At 35.1% G+C, this 22,363-nt stretch carries 24 protein-coding genes; 8 read left to right on the top strand and 16 right to left on the bottom strand.

Features of this window, described 5'->3' with window-relative positions; genetic code table 11:
• Positions 1–73 precede the first annotated feature (73 nt).
• The gene (locus RM51_RS11930) at positions 74–736 is read left to right on the top strand and encodes a DUF4919 domain-containing protein (protein WP_039369759.1); all 663 of its coding nucleotides are present in this window, start codon (positions 74–76) and stop codon (positions 734–736) included.
• A gap of 68 nt (positions 737–804) precedes the next feature.
• Here the strand turns inward: RM51_RS11930 and RM51_RS11925 are convergent, their stop codons facing one another.
• The 5 genes from RM51_RS11925 to truA form a co-directional block, all read right to left on the bottom strand.
• On the bottom strand, positions 805–2,562 hold the full coding sequence (locus RM51_RS11925) for an ABC transporter ATP-binding protein (RefSeq protein WP_039369632.1): 1,758 nt from the start codon (positions 2,560–2,562) through the stop codon (positions 805–807).
• Between the two features lie 407 nt (positions 2,563–2,969).
• On the bottom strand, positions 2,970–3,740 hold the full coding sequence (locus RM51_RS11920; RefSeq protein ID WP_052248491.1) for an alpha/beta hydrolase: 771 nt from the start codon (positions 3,738–3,740) through the stop codon (positions 2,970–2,972).
• An 85-nt stretch (positions 3,741–3,825) separates the two neighbouring features.
• The gene (locus tag RM51_RS11915) at positions 3,826–4,413 is read right to left on the bottom strand and encodes a Crp/Fnr family transcriptional regulator (protein WP_039369626.1); all 588 of its coding nucleotides are present in this window, start codon (positions 4,411–4,413) and stop codon (positions 3,826–3,828) included.
• A 63-nt stretch (positions 4,414–4,476) separates the two neighbouring features.
• Positions 4,477–4,812: a hypothetical protein gene (locus RM51_RS11910; RefSeq protein WP_039369623.1), complete on the bottom strand. Its 336-nt coding sequence runs from the start codon at positions 4,810–4,812 to the stop codon at positions 4,477–4,479.
• A gap of 158 nt (positions 4,813–4,970) precedes the next feature.
• Positions 4,971–5,705 (bottom strand): tRNA pseudouridine(38-40) synthase TruA, encoded by a 735-nt coding sequence (gene truA, locus RM51_RS11905; RefSeq protein WP_039369620.1) that lies wholly within the window; start codon positions 5,703–5,705, stop codon positions 4,971–4,973.
• 108 nt (positions 5,706–5,813) lie between these two features.
• On the opposite strand from truA, the gene lpxK reads away from it, so the two are divergent.
• From lpxK to RM51_RS11875, 5 genes are all read left to right on the top strand, one after another.
• A complete protein-coding gene (gene lpxK / locus RM51_RS11900; RefSeq protein WP_039369617.1) occupies positions 5,814–6,839 on the top strand; it encodes a tetraacyldisaccharide 4'-kinase in 1,026 nt (341 codons plus the stop codon).
• Positions 6,823–7,638: a purine-nucleoside phosphorylase gene (locus RM51_RS11895; RefSeq protein ID WP_039369613.1), complete on the top strand. Its 816-nt coding sequence runs from the start codon at positions 6,823–6,825 to the stop codon at positions 7,636–7,638. The genes lpxK and RM51_RS11895 overlap by 17 nt, the downstream gene beginning before the upstream one ends.
• A gap of 93 nt (positions 7,639–7,731) precedes the next feature.
• Positions 7,732–8,247 (top strand): TlpA family protein disulfide reductase, encoded by a 516-nt coding sequence (locus RM51_RS11890; protein WP_039369610.1) that lies wholly within the window; start codon positions 7,732–7,734, stop codon positions 8,245–8,247.
• Positions 8,248–8,487: 240 nt separating this feature from the next.
• Entirely contained in the window at positions 8,488–9,585 is a 1,098-nt protein-coding gene (gene dinB / locus RM51_RS11880; RefSeq protein ID WP_039369605.1) for a DNA polymerase IV, read from the top strand.
• A gap of 44 nt (positions 9,586–9,629) precedes the next feature.
• Positions 9,630–11,102, top strand: a complete 1,473-nt coding sequence (locus tag RM51_RS11875; RefSeq protein ID WP_039369601.1) for an alpha-amylase — start codon at positions 9,630–9,632, stop codon at positions 11,100–11,102.
• 151 nt (positions 11,103–11,253) lie between these two features.
• On the opposite strand, the gene RM51_RS11870 is transcribed toward RM51_RS11875, so the two are convergent.
• Together RM51_RS11870 and RM51_RS11865 are read right to left on the bottom strand one after the other, a co-directional pair.
• Entirely contained in the window at positions 11,254–12,585 is a 1,332-nt protein-coding gene (locus RM51_RS11870; RefSeq protein ID WP_039369599.1) for a carboxylesterase family protein, read from the bottom strand.
• A 377-nt stretch (positions 12,586–12,962) separates the two neighbouring features.
• Complete coding sequence (locus RM51_RS11865; RefSeq protein WP_039369596.1) at positions 12,963–13,865, bottom strand: helix-turn-helix domain-containing protein; 903 nt, start codon at positions 13,863–13,865, stop codon at positions 12,963–12,965.
• A gap of 252 nt (positions 13,866–14,117) precedes the next feature.
• Between RM51_RS11865 and RM51_RS11860 the strand changes: the two genes are divergently transcribed.
• Positions 14,118–15,173: an NAD(P)-dependent alcohol dehydrogenase gene (locus RM51_RS11860; protein ID WP_039369593.1), complete on the top strand. Its 1,056-nt coding sequence runs from the start codon at positions 14,118–14,120 to the stop codon at positions 15,171–15,173.
• Positions 15,174–15,229: 56 nt separating this feature from the next.
• Here the strand turns inward: RM51_RS11860 and RM51_RS11855 are convergent, their stop codons facing one another.
• On the bottom strand, positions 15,230–15,595 hold the full coding sequence (locus RM51_RS11855) for a winged helix-turn-helix transcriptional regulator (RefSeq protein ID WP_039369591.1): 366 nt from the start codon (positions 15,593–15,595) through the stop codon (positions 15,230–15,232).
• A gap of 79 nt (positions 15,596–15,674) precedes the next feature.
• On the opposite strand from RM51_RS11855, the gene RM51_RS11850 reads away from it, so the two are divergent.
• Positions 15,675–16,559 carry an NmrA family NAD(P)-binding protein gene (locus RM51_RS11850; protein WP_039369589.1) on the top strand — a complete coding sequence of 295 codons (885 nt, stop codon included), beginning with the start codon at positions 15,675–15,677 and terminating at the stop codon, positions 16,557–16,559.
• Positions 16,560–16,679: 120 nt separating this feature from the next.
• Here RM51_RS11850 and RM51_RS11845 read toward each other — a convergent pair whose 3' ends face one another.
• The 8 genes from RM51_RS11845 to RM51_RS11810 form a co-directional block, all read right to left on the bottom strand.
• A complete protein-coding gene (locus tag RM51_RS11845; RefSeq protein WP_039369585.1) occupies positions 16,680–17,960 on the bottom strand; it encodes an alkaline phosphatase family protein in 1,281 nt (426 codons plus the stop codon).
• 124 nt (positions 17,961–18,084) lie between these two features.
• Entirely contained in the window at positions 18,085–18,831 is a 747-nt protein-coding gene (locus RM51_RS11840) for a T9SS type A sorting domain-containing protein (protein WP_039369583.1), read from the bottom strand.
• Between the two features lie 3 nt (positions 18,832–18,834).
• Entirely contained in the window at positions 18,835–19,362 is a 528-nt protein-coding gene (locus RM51_RS11835) for an ankyrin repeat domain-containing protein (protein WP_039369580.1), read from the bottom strand.
• Entirely contained in the window at positions 19,362–19,904 is a 543-nt protein-coding gene (locus tag RM51_RS11830) for a YceI family protein (protein WP_039369578.1), read from the bottom strand. The genes RM51_RS11835 and RM51_RS11830 overlap by 1 nt, the downstream gene beginning before the upstream one ends.
• 11 nt (positions 19,905–19,915) lie before the next feature.
• Entirely contained in the window at positions 19,916–20,266 is a 351-nt protein-coding gene (locus RM51_RS11825) for a c-type cytochrome (protein WP_039369573.1), read from the bottom strand.
• 2 nt (positions 20,267–20,268) lie between these two features.
• On the bottom strand, positions 20,269–21,111 hold the full coding sequence (locus RM51_RS11820; protein WP_039369570.1) for a DUF5777 family beta-barrel protein: 843 nt from the start codon (positions 21,109–21,111) through the stop codon (positions 20,269–20,271).
• 132 nt (positions 21,112–21,243) lie between these two features.
• Positions 21,244–21,888 (bottom strand): Crp/Fnr family transcriptional regulator, encoded by a 645-nt coding sequence (locus tag RM51_RS11815; protein ID WP_039369568.1) that lies wholly within the window; start codon positions 21,886–21,888, stop codon positions 21,244–21,246.
• 158 nt (positions 21,889–22,046) lie between these two features.
• Entirely contained in the window at positions 22,047–22,352 is a 306-nt protein-coding gene (locus tag RM51_RS11810) for a DUF3467 domain-containing protein (RefSeq protein WP_039369566.1), read from the bottom strand.
• Positions 22,353–22,363 lie beyond the last annotated feature (11 nt).

Here is a 22,363-nt window from a genome sequence, read left to right as displayed (position 1 = left end):
AAAAACCTTTTTCTTTATATCCCTACACATTTCTTATATTTACTCCCGAAAGAAATCTTTGGAAACCATGAATATGAAAGCGTTTTTCACCCTATTGATCTTAAGTCTGTCTTTAGTACTGCAAGCCCAGAAGCCGGAATTTCAGGCTCCTGACTACGCCCTAATCAAAAAGAATGTAGAAGATAAAAGTTCAGAATTTTATTATCCGCGCATTCTTAAAAGGCTGAAAGTGAATGATACTCTTCTTACGAACGAGCATTACAGACATCTTTATTTTGGCTTTACATTTCAGAAAAACTACAAACCTTATAAAGTCAGTAAAAAAAGTGACGAACTGAAACAATTTTATCTGGGTGAAGGCATTACCGAAAAAGATTTTCCGAGGGGAATTAAGTTCTTCACAGAAGCACTGGAAGAAAATCCGGTTGATCTTCGCGCAACCAACTATTTAGCCTATCTGTATCACCTCAACAAAGATGAGGCTACAGCCAAAAAAATGTCAAAAAATTTTCACGGATTGCTGGATGCTATTCTCTCTTCCGGCGACGGACTGAAATGTGAAACAGGATTTCACGTGATTGCGGTACCGGATGAATATGTTCTTCTCAATATGTTTCAAATGGAAACCAAAACCCAGAGCTACTCCGGAAAATGTGATTATTTGGAATTCGAAAAAGACAAGTATAAAGTTCCCGGGTTATATTTCGATGTAAGTATTTTTTACGGGAGGTTCTAATCAACAATAAAGAAAGAGGATAAAATCAACATTGATTTTATCCTCTTTTTATGTTTATACATTATCATTTATTTAGATTCCTCCTCTTCCATTTCCACTTCATGTCTCAACTGAGCTTTATACAACGTGGCATAATATCCGTTTTTATCTAAAAGTTCCAGATGTTTTCCTTCTTCAACAATCTTCCCGTGTTCCATCACAATAATTTTATCTGCTTTTTCAATGGTTGAAAGTCGGTGCGCAATAATAATGGATGTTCTGTTTTTCGTAATCTTTTCCGTCGCTCTCTGGATTAATTTCTCACTTTCGTGGTCGATAGAAGAAGTCGCTTCATCCAGAATTAAAATCTTCGGATCAGACAGGTAAGCTCTTAAAAACGATAACAACTGTCTTTGTCCTAATGAAATTGATGAACCTCTTTCGCTTACCACATAATCGTAACCTCCCGGAAGCTGTTCAATAAACTGATCCACCTCAATTTCTTTTGCCCCTGCTTTTATTTTATCCAACGTGATGGCTTCGTCACCAAACGCAAGGTTTTCAAAAATACTTCCATGGAATAGAAACACATCCTGCAACACCACTCCAATATGACTTCTCAGGTTATATAATTCGTAATCTTTAAGGTTTACATCATCAATTAAAATATTCCCTGAATTGATATCATATAATCTTGTAATCAAACTGATAATGGTAGATTTTCCGGCTCCGGTTGCTCCTACAATCGCTACAGTTTCTCCCGGATTGACTTTAAAATCGATTCCTTTTAAAACTTCCTGCTTTTCATCATAGGCAAAACGAACTTCCTGAAATTCTATTTTCCCGTCGAAATGGTCTTTTACCACCTTTCCTGTATTCGGCATTGCATAATCTTCATCCATTAATCCCAATACTCTTTCTGCTCCTACAATCCCTCGCTGAATATTATTAAATCGGTCTGCAATCTGTCTCAACGGACGAATCAACATAGAAATATATTGAATGAATGCAATTACAACTCCAGCACTAATGGTAATATACCCGCCATAGAAAAGAATAAATCCGATAAAAAGTGAAGAGATTAATTCAACTACAGGAAAGAACAAAGAGAAAATGAAAACCGTTCTCAACAATGCTCCTTTCAAAGTAATGTTAATATCATCAAATTTCTTAAACTCAGATTCCTGTCTGTTGAATACCTGAATAATAGACATTCCCGCCAGTCTTTCCTGAACAAATGAGTTCTGGTTCGCTGTCCAGTTTCTTTCATCACCAAAAGCTTTCTTCAGTCTTTTCTGGAAAAACCTTGTGATAACGAGCATTAATGGCAAAATGGCCAATGTAATATAACTCAGGTGAACATTCGTACTAAACATCATCACCAACACGAAAATGATCCTCAACACGTCTCCGAACACCATCAGGAATCCGTCTGTATAAACTGTTGCAATAGTCTCAACATCACCTACAGCTCTTGTTACCAGTTGCCCGATTGGAGTTTTATCAAAAAATGATGTTTTAAAATAGATCAGCTTACTGTAAAGCCTTTCTCTGATATCTCTGATTACATTTTGTGAAATATAGTTGGAGAAATAAACTAAGAAAAAGTTTAAGATCGTTTCGGCAAAAACAAGACCTACCAATAAGTAGATATGTTTCATCATAAGTGCTTTGTCTTGTAGCTTCGTGATATCATTATCTACAACTTCCATTGTAAGATAAGGCCTATACGTGGAAACCATTGCCAGTAAAATGGAGATAATCAGCGTCATGATGAACCAAGAACGAAACTTCATCCCGATAAAGAACAGCCTCTTGATAATTCCCCAGGTATCTTGTTTTTTCATTGTACGAATTGAAGAAAAGAATTAAAATAAAATTCTCTGCAAAAATAAGACTTTATAAATTGACAAGCTTTACAAGTTCATGAATTCCTGATGAAAAATTCAGATCGGTGCTATTTATGGTATAGATGGGGTATGACCTTTTCAACAAGAAAATCATTCCCGGTTTTGACGTCCAGAAGTGCTCTTTTGGGGTTCGTGACGTCAAATTTGACGTTATTGACCTAAAAAACGGGGTTGGTCAACGCCAATTTTGGGGTTATTCACCCCATTTTCGGGGTAGATGGACGCCAAATTTCAGGTTCCTGACCAAAAAAATGACGTCAGGAACCCCAAAAATGGAGTTCAGGACGTCATTGAAGTGTTGTAGAGGCATATTGAAGAAGAATCTGTTGTTCTTCAGCCGTTTGTTAGTTCACTTTTCCCAACCAGTTTAGCACATATCCTGCTACTTCCTCCCAGTTTTTCTCCCCTGCAATAAAGTGACTTCTTCCAGGAAATGCTTTAAAGTCTACGATGCTGTTTTTATCTTTATACGCTCCTGCAATCTTTTTTGAAAAATCTGCCGGAAAAATATGATCACTTTCCCCTGCAATAAACAATAGCGGTTCGTGAGGTTTATTTAAATCTAATTTTGCAGAAGATTTGAAAAGCGGATCTCTGGCTAATTTTCTGCTTTCTGGGGCTGCTACCGTTTCATATAATTTATCACTTTCTTCTTTAGAATAATTATTGAAAAATGCTTTGTGATACCATTCTTTTGATCCCATAAACACAGTGTTCCCTTTAAAAAAATTCACCACAGGCCAAACTATTTTCACGGTAGAAAAAGGAGCCATCACATTTTTGGGAGGAGCGCCATCGATACTTACTCCGGCAACCGCTTTTCCCATATCGATCAGCTTCTGAACCATCAATCCTCCGAATGAATGCCCTATAATAATCGGCTTTTCAGGAAGGGTATCAATAAATCTTGATAAATGATTTACTACATCATCAAATCCTACATCTTTCAAATCTGCCGGAAAGTTCTTTTTCAATTCTTTAGGATCACCTTGATGTCCCGGATTGGCAGGAGTATGTACAGTATACCCTTGTCCTTCGAAATAAGTTTTCCATTCTTTCCAGCTTGTATTATTCACAAATAACCCATGAATCAATACGATAGTTTTTGTTTTCATAACTTTTATTTTTTATTGGTTTTAAATTATGAGACAAAGTTCCGCGAATAAAATGAGGATAATTTTAACCTTGGTTAAAATCGTATTACTTGCCCGAAATTCTTTTTCGGATTCTGCTTAAAGACGGTCCCTGTATTCCTAAATACGAGGAAATATGATATAACGGAACATTGTTGAAAATATCAGGATGTTGTTTAATAAGATCTAAATACCGCTCTTCAGGAGATTTTAAAATAAACCCCTCAATACGGCTCATGGTAACATTAAACGCTTCCTGCGCCAGAAGCCTGCCAAACTTCTCCCATCGATGCGATTTCTGGTATAATGAAAGTAAATCAGTATATCGGATATAAATAATAGAAGCATCCGTTAAAGCCTGAGTATGATAATCACACGGAATCTGATTAATAAAGCTTTTAAAAGACACCACAAAACCATTGGCAGAATATAAAAAAACATTTTTTTCTTCCCCGGTCTTTTCATCGATGGTATAAGAACGGAAAACACCATCAACAATAAAGCCTAAATAAGTACAGACAGTTCCGTGAAGATTGTAAAAGTCCCCTTTCCTATAATCTTTGGGAAGCCAGAAATCTTCAGATAATTTAAAATCATCTTCGGTAAGTCCGGCAAAATGATTCAAAGCAAAAGCAAGTCTTTCAATTTCGTCCATGGTTGTTAGTTTTTATATACAATTAAAAATGGTGACTTTGAAACATCAAGTCACCACTATCTATTATAATTCTGTTCTGCCAATTTCTTCTATTTCCACAGAAGGCTTTTGACGAATTTCTTTTTTGAATTTATTCTCTAAAATTCTATGAGCACCATAAACAGCTGCAATAGCAATCAACCAGCTTATTATGTTAATTAAAGAAAAACCTCTATAATCATTCTCATTATATGAATTGGTAATTCCCTGATAAAATCCATAGCAAAAAAGAAATCCTACTTGAAATCCTAAGTAAATAGCAATTGCCAATACTCCAAGCTGCCATTTTGTTTTCCCGAATCTATCGGCGAGTCCTGCATAATACCTATAGGCTCCAATTAAAATAAAAATTGACATCATAATGTTATTAGTTTTTTAGTTTTTATATGACTTCAAAAATAATCATCTAGTTTGTCATTCCGTAGGAATCTTAGCAAACCTTTTATAATTTAATCTTTAATACATTTCCCTAGATTTCTAAGGAATAACAAAAATACGGTTTTACTTTTAAGTAAATGTTAATCAAATTCATAGCCCACATCCACCAGATACAATCCGTGAGCGGGTGCAGAAGTTCCTGCAGAATTACGATGCTTATCTTCAATCACTTTTCGTAAATCTTCAGGTTGTAATTTCCCTGAACCAATCTCAACCATCGTTCCGACAATTGCTCTCACCATATTTCTAAGAAAACGATTTGCCGACACGGTAAATTTCAGTTCATTCCCATTTTGCTCCCACTCTGCTTTGTACATCTTGCAAAGATTGGTTTTGTTGTCGGTATGCAATTTTGCGAAGCTTGTAAAATCTTCATATTCAAATAAAATTTTACAGGCTTCATTCATCTTATTAATATCCAAAGGTTTTCTCCAATGTTGCCAAGCCAGTTCTTCCGTAAACGGATTTTTCTCTAATGAAATATAATATTCATAGGTTCTGAACGTAGCATCAAATCTGGCATGAAAATCATCTTTCACCTGAAAAATTCTTTTAATAGAAATATCAGCAGGCAAAAAACTATTCAATCTGCGGGAAAGCTCATTATCCAACACTTTTTCAGTATCAAAATGGGCGAAAATCTTCTTTGCATGAACTCCGGTATCTGTTCTTCCTGCTCCTGTAGTTTTAATTTCCTCTCTTAAAATAGTGGAAAGTGCTTTTTCCAATTCTTCCTGCACAGAAATCGCATTCGGCTGAATCTGATAACCGAAATAATTTTTACCGTTGTAGGAAAATTCAATAAAATACCTCAATGTAATAGTTTAATTTTACAAAAATACTTTAATTTAATAAAATATTTATTGAAAACTCGTTCTGAATATGAGACAAAATGATGTTGAAATTCCTATTTTTGCATACGTATGAAAAGATGGTACCTTTATCCTTTTTCCCTCGGTTATCATTTGGTAACGGGTATCCGAAACACAATGTATGATGTAGGGATTTTTAAATCTACAAAATTCAAAACTCCGATTGTTTGTGTCGGGAATCTTTCTGTGGGCGGTAGCGGAAAGTCACCCATGGTGATGTATCTTGCCCAGTTTTTATCAAAACACTACAGAACAGGAGTGCTTTCCCGTGGTTACGGAAGAGTTACAAAAGGCTATGAAGTAACGAACTACGACAGCAATTATAAAATGGTGGGTGATGAAGCGATGCAGTTATTTGAGCGTTTCAAAAACCGTTTTGTCATTGCCGTTTCTGAAGAAAGAGTTCCGGGAGCCAAGAAAGTAATTGCAGATATGGATCTTGATGTACTTGTACTGGATGATGCCATGCAGCACAGAGCCATAAAAGCAGGTTTCAATATTCTAATGACCGATTTTAATGATCCTTATTTTAAAGATCATTTGCTTCCTGCCGGAGATTTGAGAGAATCCAGAGCCGGTTCCAGAAGAGCGGATATCATTATGGTCAGCAAATGTCCTGATGAACTTACCGAAGAAACCAAGCAATATTATATCTCGAGAATACGACCGGATCGTACCCAAAAAGTATTCTTTTCATCGATTGGCTATGACGAAAATGTGTACGGAAAAGAAAAAATGCTTCCGGACAACAACCTGAATTATTATGATATTTTATTAATTACAGGAATTGCCAATCCAAAACCTTTGTTGCAGCACTTAGCCAAATTTTCACAAAGGGTAAAACATTTAAAATTCAGAGATCATCATAACTTTACGGATGATGACATCAAAAAAATTATTGCCGAATACAAAAAACTAGGTGAATATAAATTAATCTTAACCACAGAAAAAGATTACGTACGTCTTAAAACTTTTGACTATCTTAGAGATATTGTTTACTACTGGCCTATTAATGTGATCATTGATAAGAAGGAAGAATTCAATCAAATCATCTTAGATTATGTTAGAAAAAATTAAGCAAACTGCCAAGTTTATTAAAAACATCATTCAGGAAGTTCCGGATTTTGCCATCGTTTTAGGTTCCGGATTGGGAAAACTTCAGGAGGAAGTGGAAGCGATCCATGTTCTTGAATATAAAGACATTCCTAATTTTCCGCAAACCACTGTTGTAGGTCACAGCGGAAAACTTATCTACGGTATTCTGGAAGGCAAAAAAGTATTAATGATGAGCGGCCGTTTTCATTACTATGAAGGGCATTCTATGGAAACCGTGACTTTTCCGGTGAGAGTCTTTCACTTATTAGGCATCCAAAACTTAATTCTTTCTAACGCTTGTGGTGGAGTAAATCCTAATTATAACATTGCTGATATTGTCATTTTAAAAGACCACATCAATATGATGCCTGAGCATCCGCTTCGTGGAAGAAACATTGATGAACTGGGACCTCGTTTTGTTGATATGAGCGAACCTTACAACAGAAAAATGATTGCCATTGCAGAACAATCTGCCAAAGAAAGCAACATTAAAGTTCATCAAGGAATCTACGTTGCTTTACAGGGTCCTACTTTTGAAACTCCTGCAGAATACGGAATGATAAAAGCAATCGGCGGTGATATGGTGGGAATGAGCACTGTCCCCGAAGTGATTGTTGCCAAACATATGAATATGGATGTTTTTTGCGTTTCCGTGATTACCGATTTGGGAGGACCGGATATTGCCTTCACCGTTTCTCACGAAGAAGTTTTAAATGCAGCTAATAAAGCCATGCCTAATGTCATTACTCTGGTGAAAGGTTTGGTGAAAAACCACCAATAGACAATCTCGATCTATAAATTTTTCCTAATTCATAAGAAACCGATCTCAAATTGCATTTCATTGTTTAGATTTGCATAAAATGAAATTGAAACAATGAGAAAATTAGTATTAATTTTTGCATTAAGTATTTTTGGGCTGGGTTATTCTCAGGAAATACCCAAAGTACTTAAAACCGGTTTTTCCAAAGAAGCATTAAACCAGAAGCTGGAGAATGAAGAAGGGAAAAGTATTACCATTAAACAAATTTTAGATCAGCATAAAGGAAAAATACTCGTGATTGATTTCTGGGCCGGTTGGTGCAGAGACTGTCTGAAAGCGCTTCCTAAAGCTAAAGAATTGGAAGAAAACAATAAAAATATTGATTTTGTATTCCTTTCATTAGACCGTTCAAAAGAAGGTTTTAATAAAAGTCTGGAAAGATTTGAAATGAAGGACAAAGAAAATTACTGGTTTGCTTCCGGCTGGGAAAATGATTTCAATAATTATATTGACCTCAACTGGATTCCGAGATATATGGTGATTGATCAAAAATCTGCTATTGCAAAGTATTACGCCATTTCTCCTGAAGATCCGGAAATTCAAACTACGATTGATAAGCTATTAAAATAAATAATCGACATAGGAAATGGAGACGTTAAGAAAATAAAATCTGTGAACGTTAAAAAAATTCTTCTGTTTGAGCGCGGGACCAATTCAGAATCGAATAACAAATCTTGAATTCGCGCGAGTTTAGAATTTTTAGAGAACAGAATTTATTTTTAGTTGGAGTTTCCAAGTCTTGAATTTTTGTTTCTTTTGTTTTAAGACAAAAGAAATCAATAAAAAAACAGGAATCCATATCTTTGTGATATGGATTTTCCTTTTCCGATACGCAAAATAATTCATGTTGATATGGACGCATTTTATGCTTCTGTAGAGCAGCATGATAACCCTGCACTGAGAGGAAAACCGATTGCTGTAGGTGGTGGACATCGCGGTGTGGTTTCTGCAGCCAGCTATGAAGCCAGAAAATATGGAGTCCGTTCTGCAATGCCCAGTAAAACAGCCAAAGAAAAATGCCCACATCTCATTTTCGTTCCGCCACGTTTTGCCCGTTATAAAGAAATTTCAAGAAAGATCAGGGAAATATTTTACGAATATACCGATCTTGTAGAACCTCTTTCTTTAGATGAAGCTTATCTTGATGTAACCGAAAATAAAAAAGATATAGAATCGGCCAATCAGATTGCGAAAGAAATCCGTCAGAAAATATTTGATGCAACGGGACTGACTGCTTCTGCCGGAATTTCTATCAATAAATTTCTAGCTAAAGTAGCTTCTGATATCAACAAGCCAAACGGACAAAAAACGATTCATCCTGATAAAATCGAAACATTTTTAGAAGAGCTTCCTGTCGAAAAATTTTATGGTGTGGGAAAAGTTACCGCCAATAAAATGTTTAGTTTAGGGATTTTTAAAGGAAAAGATTTAAAGAAAAGATCCATTGAAGATTTAACGAGAATGTTCGGTAAATCCGGTGGTTATTATTACAATGTTGTTCGCGGAATTCATCACTCAGAGGTAAAACCTCATCGTATTCAAAAAAGTGTCGCGGTAGAAAGAACTTTTTTTGAGGATCTTTTTGATGAGCAACAAATTAATGAAAAACTGGAAAGTTTAAGTACGGAGCTTCATTCAAGGTTAGAAAAAAATAATATCCTTGGGCGAACTTTAACTTTAAAAATCAAATACAAAGATTTCTCACTTTTTACGAGAAGTATTACCAAAGAAGAATATTTTTCTTCGGCAGAACAATACTTCAATACGGGAAAAAAGCTGTGGGAGCTTCGTCCATTCGACAAGCCTGTACGATTATTAGGCTTATCACTCTCCCATCTCAATACGGAAGATAAAAAACTGGTTTCTGTTCAACTAAAAATCCCGTTTAAAGAATTTGAGGATCAATAGTTTATAAATTTTCACTACCTTGTAGATACCAAATTTTACAAAGTATGAACCAGACTATGATTCAGTTCTTCCACTGGTACTCGGAAGGAGATGGAAAACTTTGGCAAGACGCTGAAAAACAAGCAGAATATTTAGCAGAATTAGGAATCACTTCAGTTTGGTTTCCTCCGGCCTATAAAGGGGCAAACGGAGGATATTCTATCGGATATGATACTTACGACCTCTATGATCTCGGAGAGTTTGACCAAAAAGGAACCATCCCCACAAGATACGGTACGAAAGATCAGTATTTAAAAGCCATCAAAGCACTTAAGAAAAATAATATCCAAATCATTGTTGATATTGTATTGGGACACAAAGGAGGCGGTGACGAGCTGGAAACTTTTAAAGTGGTAAAAGTGGATGAAAATAATCGTGAAAAAGTAATTTCAGATGTTTTCGAAATACAGTCCTATACTAAATTTACATTTGGAGGAAGAGGAAAGAAATATTCAGATTTTGAATGGAATTTTGCCTGCTTCAGCGGAACCGACTATGCGGAAGGAATGGATAAACATATCTATAAAATTCAGTCAGAATATGGGAATGACTGGGAGGAAATGATTGATGATGAAAAGGGAAATTATGATTATCTGATGTTTAATGATGTAGAACATCGAAATCCGCACGTACGTGAAGAATTGAATTACTGGGCAAAATGGTATTTTGAGCAGACGGATTTTGACGGGGTACGTCTTGATGCCTTAAAACATATTTCTTTTGATTTTTATAAAGAATGGATCACTCTACTCCGTTCCAATTCTGGGAAAAATATTTTTGCTGTCGGCGAATATTGGGCTCCCGGATATTTGAATTTGCTTCAACGATATATTGAAGTAACTGAAGGTTGCATGAGTCTGTTTGACAGTTCGTTGCAGAACAATTTCCATAATGCTTCCAAAGAAGGATCTTCTTATGATCTCAGTAAAATTTTTGACGGAAGTCTTACACAGGCAGATCCACTTCATTCTGTAAGCTTGGTAGATAATCATGATACACAGCCTTTACAGGATCTGGAAGCCCCTGTAGAAGAATGGTTTAAACCAATTGCTTATGCTTTGATCTTATTACGAAAAGACGGTTATCCTTGTATATTTTATCCAGATCTGTTCGGAGCTCATTATGTAGATAAAGACAAAGAAGGTAATGATCAGGAAATATTTTTAAATAAAATTGATGGTATCGAAGAGCTTCTGAAAGCCAGAAAAGATCACGCTTACGGCGAAGAAAGAGATTATTTTGAAGATACCAACTGCATTGGCTGGACTCGTGATGGGGATGATGAGCATTCAGGTTGTGCAGTCGTGGTAAGTAATAAAGATGCTTACGAGAAACCTATGGAAATGGGTGAAAAGTATATCGGGAAAACTTTTTATGATCTATTAGGAAGATCTGAAGAAAAAGTGACTATTGATGAAAAAGGATGGGGAAATTTTCCGGTTCCTGCCGGAAATGTAAGTGTTTGGATCGTTGAATAATTTATATGAAACATGAATCTATTTCTATTTACAATACTTGTCATTCCGTAGGAATCTGGGCTACAATATTAGAAATACAATTCTAAAAATATAAGCTTAGATTCCTACGGAATGACAAACGTTACAAATATTTTTTTTAATTAAAATCAGACTAAACTTTTCGGATCTCGAGGATTTCAGGTCTTTCAGAGTCTTCAGAAATTTTTCCGGTTCTGGCAAATTCCGCCCATAAGGAACGGAGTTTTTTACCATTTTCCTGAACATGTTTCCAAGGTACATCTTTTAATAATCCTGAATCTTTCCATGCAATTTCGTTTTCAAAGATCAGCGGAAGATCAACACAATGAGAAGCTCCGATGTAATTATTTTTTATGTTGGAATGAATGGTAAACTGATAAATATTTCCGCCTCCTTCTGCATAATTTTGGGCAAAAATATTGGCCGGTTTTTCATAAATAGATTCTGTAGTTTTCCGAACGATTCTATTGAGAATTTTTTCGTGTAAATAAGTGTATAATCCCTCTTCAGCAGTTTTTACATAAAAAGCGGTTTCATCATGATTTAAACCTATTAGTACATCATATTTTTCAGCATTTTCTTTCCATTTTTGAAAACTTTCTTCTTCCCGACATAAAGGAGGATAGTCGTATTGGGTACAAAAAGGCATGGAGGTTTTTAAGCCATATTTCATCAATGACGGTAGAAATTCCGTATAACTTTCTGTCATTTTTAACGGGTCTTCTTCGTCTTTTAAGAATTCTGTTTTCTGAAAAAATTCATGAGACATTTTGCCTCTTTTTAGGCGGAAACCAAGCGGTGCACTTTGAATAATTACTCTTTGAAATAAATTTTCAACGCCTTCGGAAATTATTAAATGAGCAATCGCATCACCACCGGAAGATTGTCCGAAAAGAGTAATATTTTCTGAATTTCCGCCAAAGCTTTCAATATTGTTTTTGATCCATTTTAAAGCTTCAATGATATCAAAAAGTCCCAAATTCGGAGGTCTTTTTTCATCACCGCCTAAAAAACCAAAAAGTCCGAGCCGATAAGACACCGCAACGACAATAATATTTTGTTCTTTCACCCAAACTGAGGGATCCGAAGTAGGAAGATCTCCGCAACCGACTTCATATGAGCCGCCATGAATCCATACTACGACAGGAAGATTTTCATTTTCATCAATTACTTCAGGACGGGTGATTGTTAAATATTGAGTAGATTCATCAACTTGAAATTTCTCAACTTCTGTTTTACCTATCAGTCTTTCTAAAAGCGGACTTATTTTCTGTGGACACACCGGAGTTTTATCCGGAAAAGTAATTTCCAAAGATGAGTATTCTACCGGAGCAGGTCTTTGATACCTTTCTGATGTTGCATAACGGATGCTTTTAGCTTTAATAACTCCATTTTCTTTTAAAGCTAAAATTTTTCCGAAAGGCGTCTGAAAAGTATGAGTTCTAAAATTCTGTTGTGATGTCATTGGGCTTCAAGCTTTAAGCAATAGGCTTCAGTTTTTTCAACTTCAATTTACGACTTTTTTATTTTTAAACACAAAGATCTCTTTTAAATTTCAGCCCGTTTCTAAGACAGCAAAAACGTTTCACTCAGCAAAGTTTTAGATACTAATTTTTGCATATTTTTTCAACCACAAAAGTCACAAAAGATTAAACTTTCGTTATATTAAGTTTATTATTAAACCTCAAATAAGAACACATAAGTTTTCTGAAAATCTATTTTCAGAGTTTGTCATCTCCGTAGGGATCTAAATATAGTCTTAGAAAATAGTATGGAAAAATTCCTGCTTAGATTCTTTCAGAATGACAAACAATACGAATATTTTTCAATAGTTATGAAAAGTTAATTCAACGTTTTATATTCACTTGGAGAAACTCCAACTTTACTTTTGAACAGCCGTGTAAAATGCTGTGGATATTTGAATCCCAGATCATAAGAAATTTCGCTAATGGATTTTGATGAGTCAAAAATTTGATCTTTGGCAACATCTATCAGTTTATTGTGAATGTATTCCTGAGCAGAAATTCCGAGTTCTTTTTTTATCAGATCTCCAAAGTAGTTTGCAGAAAGGTTGAGCTGCTCAGCAAAATAATTTACCATAGGAAAACCTAAGTTTTTAGGTTTATCAGATTTTAAATACTCATTTACCAACGTTTCAAATTTTCCAATAACGCCCTGATTTACATGATCTCTTGTAATAAACTGACGGTCATAGAAACGCATACAGTAATTTAAAAACAATTCAATATTATTTACGATTAAAGATTTGCTGTGCTTATCGATTGCCTGCCCAAGTTCGTGTTTTATATTTTTAAAACATTCTAAAATGATTTCTCTCTCTTTTTCCGAAAGATGCAATGCTTCATGTACGTCGTAAGAGAAGAAGTTGTACTCTTTGATATTCTTCCCAAGATTGGTTCCTTTCAACAAATCGGGATGGAAAATGAGCGCATATCCTGCAGGCTGAACATATTTATCTTTATTGTAAATTCCATAGGTTTGTCCGGGAGCAATGAAAACCAAAGTTCCTTCCTGATAATCATAACTGTGCTTTCCATAGATCATATCTCCGCACATTACATCTTTCAGAAAAACCGTATAAAAACCAAATTTTCTGATATTCTGACCTACAGGATCAGATTTGGAAAAATCAATGACACTTACTAAAGGATGTAAGGTTTCCTGATTGGTCATTTTATTGTACTCCGAAACACTGTTATAGATTTCAACCTCCTGATTTTCCATGAACTCCATTTTTATTACAATTCAAAATTACCACTTTCTCTGTTGATATTTTACAGGGTCGGTAAAATTGGTACGTCTTTCCGTAATTTATATAAGTAGAGTTTATCTAAAAGTTTCGACTTTTGTATCCGTAATAAGAATATTTAATCCGGAGGAATATATTTTAGTCGTAAATTAAAACATTCTATTTTTTTAATAATACCTCAACACAAATTTTAAACTCAACTCAATTAACACTTAAACTAAAAATAAATGAGCACACTCACTGTAAAAGCGTACGGAGCAGAATCTAAAACTGCAGATTTAGCAGAACTTAATATTGAAAGAAGAGAAGTAACAGCAAAAGATATAGAAATTGAGATTCTATATTGTGGAGTTTGCCACTCAGATCTTCACACTGCGAGAAATGACTGGGGCGGATCTATGTATCCTGTTGTTCCGGGACATGAAATCGTAGGAAGAATCACAAGCGTAGGAAGCGAAGTTTCTAAATTTAAAGTTGGAGACCTAGCTGCAGTAGGTTGTATGGTAGATTCTTGCGGACATTGTGAAAGCTGTAAACACGATCTGGAACAATATTGTCAAAACGGATTCACCGGAACTTACAACGGAAAAGATAAACATTTGGGAGGGCATACTTTCGGAGGATATTCTCAGAAAGTTGTTGTGGATGAACATTTTGTTCTTAGCGTTCCTGAAAATCTTGATCTAGCTGCAGTTGCACCACTTCTTTGTGCAGGAATCACTACTTGGTCACCTTTGAGACACTGGAACGTTGGTCCGAACTCTAAAGTTGCTGTGGTAGGTTTAGGAGGTTTGGGACACATGGCGATTAAACTGGCAAAAGGCTTAGGAGCTGAAGTGACGTTATTCTCAAGAACTCCGGGAAAAACTGAAGATGCTAAAAAATTGGGAGCTGATCACGTAGTAATTTCTACGGATGATTCTCAAATGAAAGAGGTAGCAGGAAAATTCGATTTAATTATTGACACTGTTCCTTACGAGCACGATATTAATCCCTATATGCAGACTGTTGCACTGAACGGAACTCTTGTTTTGGTAGGTTTTGTAGGTCAGTTTGAAGAAGCAAAACCTAGTACAGTGCCTATGATTTTCCAACGTCGTTCTGTAGCTGGTTCATTAATCGGCGGTATTGCGGAAACTCAGGAAATGCTTGATTTCTGCGGAAAACACAATATTGTTTCTGATATTGAATTAATTAAAATTCAGGACATCAACCATGCTTATGAAAGAATGCTGAAAAGCGATGTGAAATATCGTTTTGTCATTGACATGCAATCTTTATAATTCTTGTCGTATATTTTAACTGAAAGGCTCTCTTCGGAGGGCCTTTTTATTGATCATTAATTGCTATACTTTCCTTCCATATCTTTAAACGCCCATTCTGCCATGGAATTGATTACCGGAATTAATCCTTTTCCGGCTTCGCTCAATTCATAGGTTACATGAGGAGGAACGACTGGTTTTGCCGTTCTTATCACCAATCCGTCACTTTCTAATTGTTTCAAATGCTGAATCAACATTTTTTCTGTGACTGCTGGAATTGCTCGTTTCAATTCACTGTATCTTTTATCACCGTTCGAAAGGTGGTATAAAATAATAGGTTTCCAGAATCCACCGATCTTTTCCATCACATACGTTACCGGACAAGAATCTAATGCATATTTCTTGTTCTGCTGAATCGTTGAGCTTTCTTTAATTGCTGCCATAATACATACTTTAGGGTAAGTACTTGTATAAAAGTAAGTACAAATATACCTTTGTATCAGCAAATAAAAAAATTTACATATGAAAATTATCATCACAGGTTCATTGGGAAATGTAGCAAAACCTCTTGCAGAACAATTAATTGCAGAAGGACACGATATCACAATCATCAGCAGTAATGATTCTAAAAAAACTGAAATCGAAAATTTAGGGGCAAAAGCAGCGATTGGTTCAATCACAGATTTAGATTTTTTAATTGAAACTTTTAAAGGAAATGATGCCGCATTTTTGATGACACCACCTAATATGGGATTTGAAAATATTGTTGAAAACACCATCAATGCAGGAAAAAATTATGCAGAAGCTATCAAACAGACAGGCATAAAAAAAGTGGTTATGCTAAGTAGTATCGGAGCGGAATCTCCTGTTGAAAACGGACCGATAAAAGGTCTTCATTTTATTGAAAAATTCTACAATGAGCTGGAAAATACTTCAGTGACTTTCTTAAGAGCTGGATATTTCTATATCAATTTCTTCAATGATATTCCATTGATTAAAAATGCAGGAATTATTGGTGGAAATTATCCAATCAATACAGAAGTCCCATTGGTTCACCCGAAAGATATTGCTAAAGCTGCTGCAAAAGAATTAGTCAACAACTCAGAAGGTAAAAACGTAAAATATATCGTAAGTGATGTTCGAATAGCCTCTGATTTTGCCAAAATTTTCGGAAGTGCCATCGGAAAACCAGAACTTCCATGGGTTGAGTTCAAAGACGAAGAATCATTGAACGGAATGCTACAGGCTGGACTTCCTCAGGAAATTGCAGAACTATATACGGAAATGGGAAGAGGAATCAGAACGAGAGTTGTACAAAAAGATTTTATTGACCATGATGCTGTAGTGGATGGAGACATTAAACTGGAGGAGTTTGCAAAAGAATTTGCAGGTAAGTTTAACGCTTAATTTTCTTTTGATTCCAGGTCAGTTTGAATAGGCTGTTTTATCTACAGTTTCGGCGAGCTAAAGGCTCGCCGAAACTGTATCTTATTAGATTTTTTTATACTGAAATTAAAACCAATTGTTTTATTTCTCTTTTAATGTTCCTTTCAACACTTTCCATTTTCCATCAATAGGCTCATCAATTTTTAATCCTAAAATTTCTGCAACCAAAGGATATACATTGATATTGGCAAATTCATCAATCACCAGATTATTTTTGAATTCTGAGCCCCAAGCAAAGAAAGTTGCTTTCATCTCAGTAACAATTCTCGGGTTATAACCATGTTTTCCAATCGATGTTTTTTTCCCTTTTTCCAAGAAAACTTTTGGAGCTTTGGGAATTAGTAGAATCTGTCCTATTCTGTTATATTGATCATCTTTTGTTCCGAAATGAAGATATTTTGGGAGTTTTTTATCCAGATATACTTCATAATCTTCCGTTTTATTGGCTCTTAATTCTTTATACGTTTTTTTAACCTCATCAGAGTTTTTAACGTAAACTCTCAACAACGTCTGAGAATTATAAATATCAAATTTATTTTTATCTAAAAGCATAGCAGGAATTTCCAACGGATTCCCACCATCTACTTTTATCATTCCGTGATCCGATACGAAAACAAAGTTTACATTTTTTAATCCTAAATCATTTACTTTCTGAACCAATTCTCCAATGGCATTATCGATCAAATGAACAGCGTCTTCAGTTTCCTTTGTATCGGGTCCGAAATGATGACCGCTTCCATCCACTTCAGGGAAATACAATGAGATAAAATGCGGTCTTTTATCCATTGGTAATTTCAACCATCCAATCACTTTATCCACTTTTTCTGAAGGGGTAAATTTCTCATGATACGGATAATAGTATGTGGGTCTTTTTCCTCCTGCCTCACTTGCAGAACCTACCCATTGCAAAGAAGCAGAAACCATTCCCTGTTTTTCAGCTAAGCTCCAAAGCGGAGTTCCACCGTACCAACTTCCATCTTCTGCATTTTTTTTATTACTCATCGCGTACGGTTCTTGTCTCTTATAATCGTAGAAATAATTATCAATCAAACCATGATGAGAAGGATAAAGTCCTGTAATTAACGTCCAGTGATTGGGAAATGTAATACTCGGATAGCTGGGAATCATTGCTTTTGCCTGAACTCCATTCTGTGAGTATTTCAAAAGATTTTCTGCATTGTATTTTTTAGCATAGTCATATCTAAAACCATCTGTTGAGATCATAATCACATAAGGCTTTGTCTGAGCTTCAGTGCTATTGTATCTGTTTGGAATAACGACCTGTGCAGTATCAACCGTTTCTTTTTGTCCAAAAACTGTCAATGAAAAAATCAACAGTAAAAATTGTAATCCTCGCTTCATTATAAATTTTTCACAAAGTTACTTCTGGAAAATTTGACATAAAAGTTTCCTGAGTTAAAAAAACATTAAAAGCACTTTTTAGAATCATTGTAAACAAAAAAGCCACTTTTCAGTGGCTTTCAATTTATTCTTTAATTAATTTTTCGTAGGATAATGTACCGTCTTTTTGGGTAATTTCTAAATAATAGCTTCCGGATCTTAAATCAGAAACACTGATATTTCCCCCTTCAACTTTCACCGATTTTACTTTTCGTCCTGTTGTTTCGTAAATATCAACAGATTTAATATTATCGGCATTTTCGAAATTCACTGTTTCTTTAGCAGGATTTGGATAAATACTTGTTGCTTTGCTCTTAAGTGTCAAATCACTCGTTGCAAGACTCGCAGATCTTGAGAGTGTTGCATAATCTCTCAATGCATTATGATATCCTAAAACTGTATTTCCATCTCTTCTCGAATAGAAAATACTAAGACTTGTATTGGCATTTGAAATCGCAAAATCTCCGGTTCCACCAGCTAAAGTTCTTGTTGCAACGATTGTTCTTGTAGTTCCTGATACCGAATTAGTCCCAACAGTCCAATCCTGTGCAGCATCTGCAGTAGGTGTAACTCCTATCCCACCAAAGGTGTAATCTCTACTTGTAGCAGAATTATAAATAAATCCGTCTGCTCCGTTTGCCATTCCACTGGAACCAAAACCAATTCCAAGCATTGAATTACTGTCTCCAGTTAATGTTAAAGTAACTGTTGTAGGTGTAGTATCTATTTTTACAGTCATACCCGCAGTTGGTAATGAGACTGTTCCTGTCGTAAACTGAGCCCAGGCAAAATTCGCCAGAAGCATTCCCAATATTAGTAAAGTTTTTTTCATTTTTTAATTTTTTAAGAGGTTGATAATGTCTTTATTGTTGGTTTGAAGGGCATATTCGAATGGAGTCATTCCCTGAGAATCTTTGATAGATTTGTCTGCTTTATGTTGTAATAGCAATTCTATGAGTTCTTTATTTCCAAATTTCACAGCCCAGAATAAAGGAGTAGCTCCTGTAGCATCCGCGATATTAGGATCGGCGTTTTTATGAAGTAAACGCTCTACCAGATCTTTATTATATTTTACAGAAAGCCCTGCCAAAGCAGTTCCTTCCTGACTTTTATAATTAACATTCTTTACATTATCTATCAAAAACTTAGCCACTTCATTATTCCCTCTGTAACATGCTAAAATAAGAGGCGAAAAACCATGATCGTTAGTCTGATTAATAACATCTGGATTCTGTTTCATCAGCTCTTGTACCTCTGTTACAGTTCCGCTTCTGGCAATATCAAAAATAGATTTTGCCTTTTCCTGAGCATTCATTAATGTAACGCTCAGAAAAATACCTATGATGAGAATTAAATTTTTCATTATTTCGATAAGATATATTTATATTGAACATTTACATTTTCAGCAATCTTTTTAGTGACCACTTTAGGAATGGTTACTTTATGATCTGCTGATTTTGCAACAAAGCCTCCTTCGATATAAATCTTCCCGTCCTTAGCAGAAATCGTCGCGTTTGACGTATAAGCTTTATCTACTCCATGAAAATTTAATGTTCCCTGGATGACATATTTCTGTTCTGTTGCTGAAAGTTTCGTTTTATCAAAATTCAGGATCTTTCCTTTGAAAGTTGTTTTCGGATATTTTGCTGTTTCAGCATAGCTCTCATTGAAATGCTCTTCCATTAACTTAGTTTTGAAATGAAAGTTTTTGACAGCGGAAACTGAAGCAATTTCTCCTGTATCTGCATTCAAGACAACAATATTATTATCATCCTGAGCAAAAACATCTTCAAATAAAGGTACTGAAGCTTCAAATGTTACTTTCCCTGTCTTTGAGCTATATTTCTGAGCAAAAGCAAGGTTTGTAAAAAGTAACGAAACGGTTAGTATTATTAACTTTTTCATATTAATTCAGTTTAATTTTCAATAAGTCCGTCTGCTTTCCATTGAATGAAAATACTGATCTGCGAAGGCGATAATGCTCCACCTTGAGGCATTTTCTGAGGATCTCCAACCGGTTTCTGGATTCTGTTTATGATATTATCGATATGATTTTTCACCTGAGTATAGCTCGTCCAAGGCTGGAACGAAGCTGCTCCTCCCGCAGAATGGCAAACAATACAATTAGCATCTACAATAGGTTTTACATCTTTAGTATAGGTTACCTTTTCTACAATAGGAGTTGATGCTGAGATTTCTTCATAGGTTCTACTTTCACAGGCTATCAGAATAATCGCCGATGAAAATAAGTATGCTATTTTTTTCATATTTAAAAAACTCTATAAAGGTTAAACCCAAAGAAAATATGCCCTTTTCCCCAATCTCCGGCTGCATTGGTGAGATAACCGATGTCTGAATTGAGTTGAGAGTTGGTAAACAACAGCTGGAAAACATGTCCTCCGGTTTCTATATCCATCCCCAATGATAAAGGATTTTTATAAAAACTGTGATTATCAAAATTCACAAAGTATTCTGCGTTAATAGAAATTCTTTTCGAAATTTTATAACGTCCTCCTAATCCTGTAAGAAACTGGTTTTTGTCTTCAATACTAGGTTCGTAAAGGTTTTTGTGAACATAAGAAGGTGTTAATTGCAGCGAAAATTTATCGCTAAATCTTCTTGAAATAAGTGCCTGAGTAAGATAGGATAATCTATCTCCGAACTGAAGATCCGGATAATTATCTTTGCTAAGGTCTGTATTTACAGCCAACACATTATAGCCTACAATATCAACCGGAAAGTTTTCACTTTGTTTTACCAGTTTATACTTTGCCCCACCTTCAAAAGTTTTCATATTGGTTTCTCTGGAAAGACTTAATGAAAGTCCATCAGTAACACCATAGATTACCCCTAGTTTGGTTGAAGCATCATCTAACCCAAAGAAATCTTTGAATCCTTTGCTTACATCTCCGAAACGGTGTGCTACTACGATATACCATTCGTTCTTTGTAGCGAGTTTTGTAGATTGTCCTGTGACGACTTGTAATGCCTTGAATGCAGGCTGTGAAATTTCGGTGTTTGTTTGAATAGTATCAATATCCTTCAACAAGTCTTCTTGTGCAAAAGCGAGACTTGAAGCCAACATTGACAAAAAAAAGAGAGTTTTTGTCATACATTTATCTGATTAAAATATTAGTATAACAAACTTATAGACTTATGCTTTCAAAATTTGGTGATAAAAGTCACCGACAAAATTGTTTTTATCAATTAAATTGTTAAAATAATTAAATAACATTTATTAGATTTATCTAACATTCTCATTTACAGCCATTCTTATTCCTTCTTTGGTCTGAATGATTTCACCTTCATTTTCAACTTTTTTCAACACACGGCTTACGACTTCTCTGGAAGTTCCTAAATTACTGGCAATTTCTCTATGAGTAAGCTTTATAGGGTTGTTTCCTGTGATTACAATCTGTTGTTTAATATAATTCAGGATTCTTTTATCAAGTCGGTGAAAAACGGCATCATTTACCATGTTCATTACATCGGTGAACCTTTTGTCGTATTCGTTATAAAAAAGTCTGTTGATTTCCGGAAATTTAATTAACCATTCATGCAGTACAGAAACAGGAACCAGCATCACTTCAGAGTCTTCTTCCGCAAGAGCATAGATCTTACTTGTATAATCACTAAAAATGGATGAAAACGTCATTAAGCAGCTATCATTGGGACGCACATAATAATAGATCAATTCTCTCCCGTCATTTAAGGAATAGACTTTAATGGAACCTTTTATCAGGAACGGAACATATCTTACTTTTTGCCCCTCGGTAATAATTTCTGTTTTTGCTTTAATATCTGTAATAAATGCGTGTTTCTGAAGTTCAATTGAAAAATCGTTCCCCAAAAACCCAAACTTATTAAGAATAAATTGGTTATTTATCATATCTATTAAATCATATCTAGAAACAAATATATAAAATTGCAGAATTCATAGAAAAATATTTTTATCTATTAAAGATATTTAATACAGATATATAATTATGAGCATAAAAAAATGCCTCAATTTTCATTGAAGCATTTCTATGTATGTTAAGAAAAATCTTAAGCTTGTACGTTGTTAGCACCTAATACGAAAGGCTCAACTTCTTTGATTTCACCAAATTGTTGTTCGTAGTTAGCAATGTTTTGTTGAAGAGCAGATAATACTCTTTTTGCGTGAAGTGGAGCAAGGATAACTCTTGATCTTACTTTCGCTTGTTGTACCCCCGGCATTAATTGGATGAAATCTACAACGAATTCAGATGGAGAGTGGTTTACTAAAGCTAAATTAGCATAGATTCCCGCTGCTACCATTTCGTTTAATTCGATGTTGATGTTTCCGTCTTGTGGATTTTGATTGTTGTCCATTGTTATAAATT

It is taken from the genome of Chryseobacterium taiwanense, assembly GCF_000813825.1.
GTDB lineage: Bacteria > Bacteroidota > Bacteroidia > Flavobacteriales > Weeksellaceae > Chryseobacterium > Chryseobacterium taiwanense.
The sequence above is the reverse complement of the archived record's forward strand: the minus strand, read 5'-3'. Positions and strand labels throughout refer to the sequence as shown.

Excerpts from the sequence above, each read along its gene's own strand:
- RM51_RS11830 (WP_039369578.1), bottom strand. The coding sequence starts at position 19,904 with ATGAAAAAGTTAATAATACTAACCGTTTCGTTACTTTTTACAAACCTT.
- RM51_RS11910 (WP_039369623.1), bottom strand. The coding sequence starts at position 4,812 with ATGATGTCAATTTTTATTTTAATTGGAGCCTATAGGTATTATGCAGGA.
- RM51_RS11825 (WP_039369573.1), bottom strand. The coding sequence starts at position 20,266 with ATGAAAAAAATAGCATACTTATTTTCATCGGCGATTATTCTGATAGCC.
- RM51_RS11855 (WP_039369591.1), bottom strand. The coding sequence starts at position 15,595 with ATGGCAGCAATTAAAGAAAGCTCAACGATTCAGCAGAACAAGAAATAT.
- RM51_RS11810 (WP_039369566.1), bottom strand. The coding sequence starts at position 22,352 with ATGGACAACAATCAAAATCCACAAGACGGAAACATCAACATCGAATTA.
- RM51_RS11820 (WP_039369570.1), bottom strand. The coding sequence starts at position 21,111 with ATGACAAAAACTCTCTTTTTTTTGTCAATGTTGGCTTCAAGTCTCGCT.
- RM51_RS11930 (WP_039369759.1), top strand. The coding sequence starts at position 74 with ATGAAAGCGTTTTTCACCCTATTGATCTTAAGTCTGTCTTTAGTACTG.
- RM51_RS11915 (WP_039369626.1), bottom strand. The coding sequence starts at position 4,413 with ATGGACGAAATTGAAAGACTTGCTTTTGCTTTGAATCATTTTGCCGGA.
- RM51_RS11920 (WP_052248491.1), bottom strand. The coding sequence starts at position 3,740 with ATGAAAACAAAAACTATCGTATTGATTCATGGGTTATTTGTGAATAAT.
- RM51_RS11870 (WP_039369599.1), bottom strand. The coding sequence starts at position 12,585 with ATGACATCACAACAGAATTTTAGAACTCATACTTTTCAGACGCCTTTC.
- RM51_RS11895 (WP_039369613.1), top strand. The coding sequence starts at position 6,823 with ATGTTAGAAAAAATTAAGCAAACTGCCAAGTTTATTAAAAACATCATT.
- RM51_RS11875 (WP_039369601.1), top strand. The coding sequence starts at position 9,630 with ATGAACCAGACTATGATTCAGTTCTTCCACTGGTACTCGGAAGGAGAT.
- dinB (WP_039369605.1), top strand. The coding sequence starts at position 8,488 with ATGGATTTTCCTTTTCCGATACGCAAAATAATTCATGTTGATATGGAC.
- RM51_RS11840 (WP_039369583.1), bottom strand. The coding sequence starts at position 18,831 with ATGAAAAAAACTTTACTAATATTGGGAATGCTTCTGGCGAATTTTGCC.
- RM51_RS11890 (WP_039369610.1), top strand. The coding sequence starts at position 7,732 with ATGAGAAAATTAGTATTAATTTTTGCATTAAGTATTTTTGGGCTGGGT.
- RM51_RS11835 (WP_039369580.1), bottom strand. The coding sequence starts at position 19,362 with ATGAAAAATTTAATTCTCATCATAGGTATTTTTCTGAGCGTTACATTA.
- RM51_RS11845 (WP_039369585.1), bottom strand. The coding sequence starts at position 17,960 with ATGAAGCGAGGATTACAATTTTTACTGTTGATTTTTTCATTGACAGTT.
- RM51_RS11815 (WP_039369568.1), bottom strand. The coding sequence starts at position 21,888 with ATGATAAATAACCAATTTATTCTTAATAAGTTTGGGTTTTTGGGGAAC.
- RM51_RS11850 (WP_039369589.1), top strand. The coding sequence starts at position 15,675 with ATGAAAATTATCATCACAGGTTCATTGGGAAATGTAGCAAAACCTCTT.
- RM51_RS11925 (WP_039369632.1), bottom strand. The coding sequence starts at position 2,562 with ATGAAAAAACAAGATACCTGGGGAATTATCAAGAGGCTGTTCTTTATC.
- lpxK (WP_039369617.1), top strand. The coding sequence starts at position 5,814 with ATGAAAAGATGGTACCTTTATCCTTTTTCCCTCGGTTATCATTTGGTA.
- RM51_RS11865 (WP_039369596.1), bottom strand. The coding sequence starts at position 13,865 with ATGGAAAATCAGGAGGTTGAAATCTATAACAGTGTTTCGGAGTACAAT.
- RM51_RS11860 (WP_039369593.1), top strand. The coding sequence starts at position 14,118 with ATGAGCACACTCACTGTAAAAGCGTACGGAGCAGAATCTAAAACTGCA.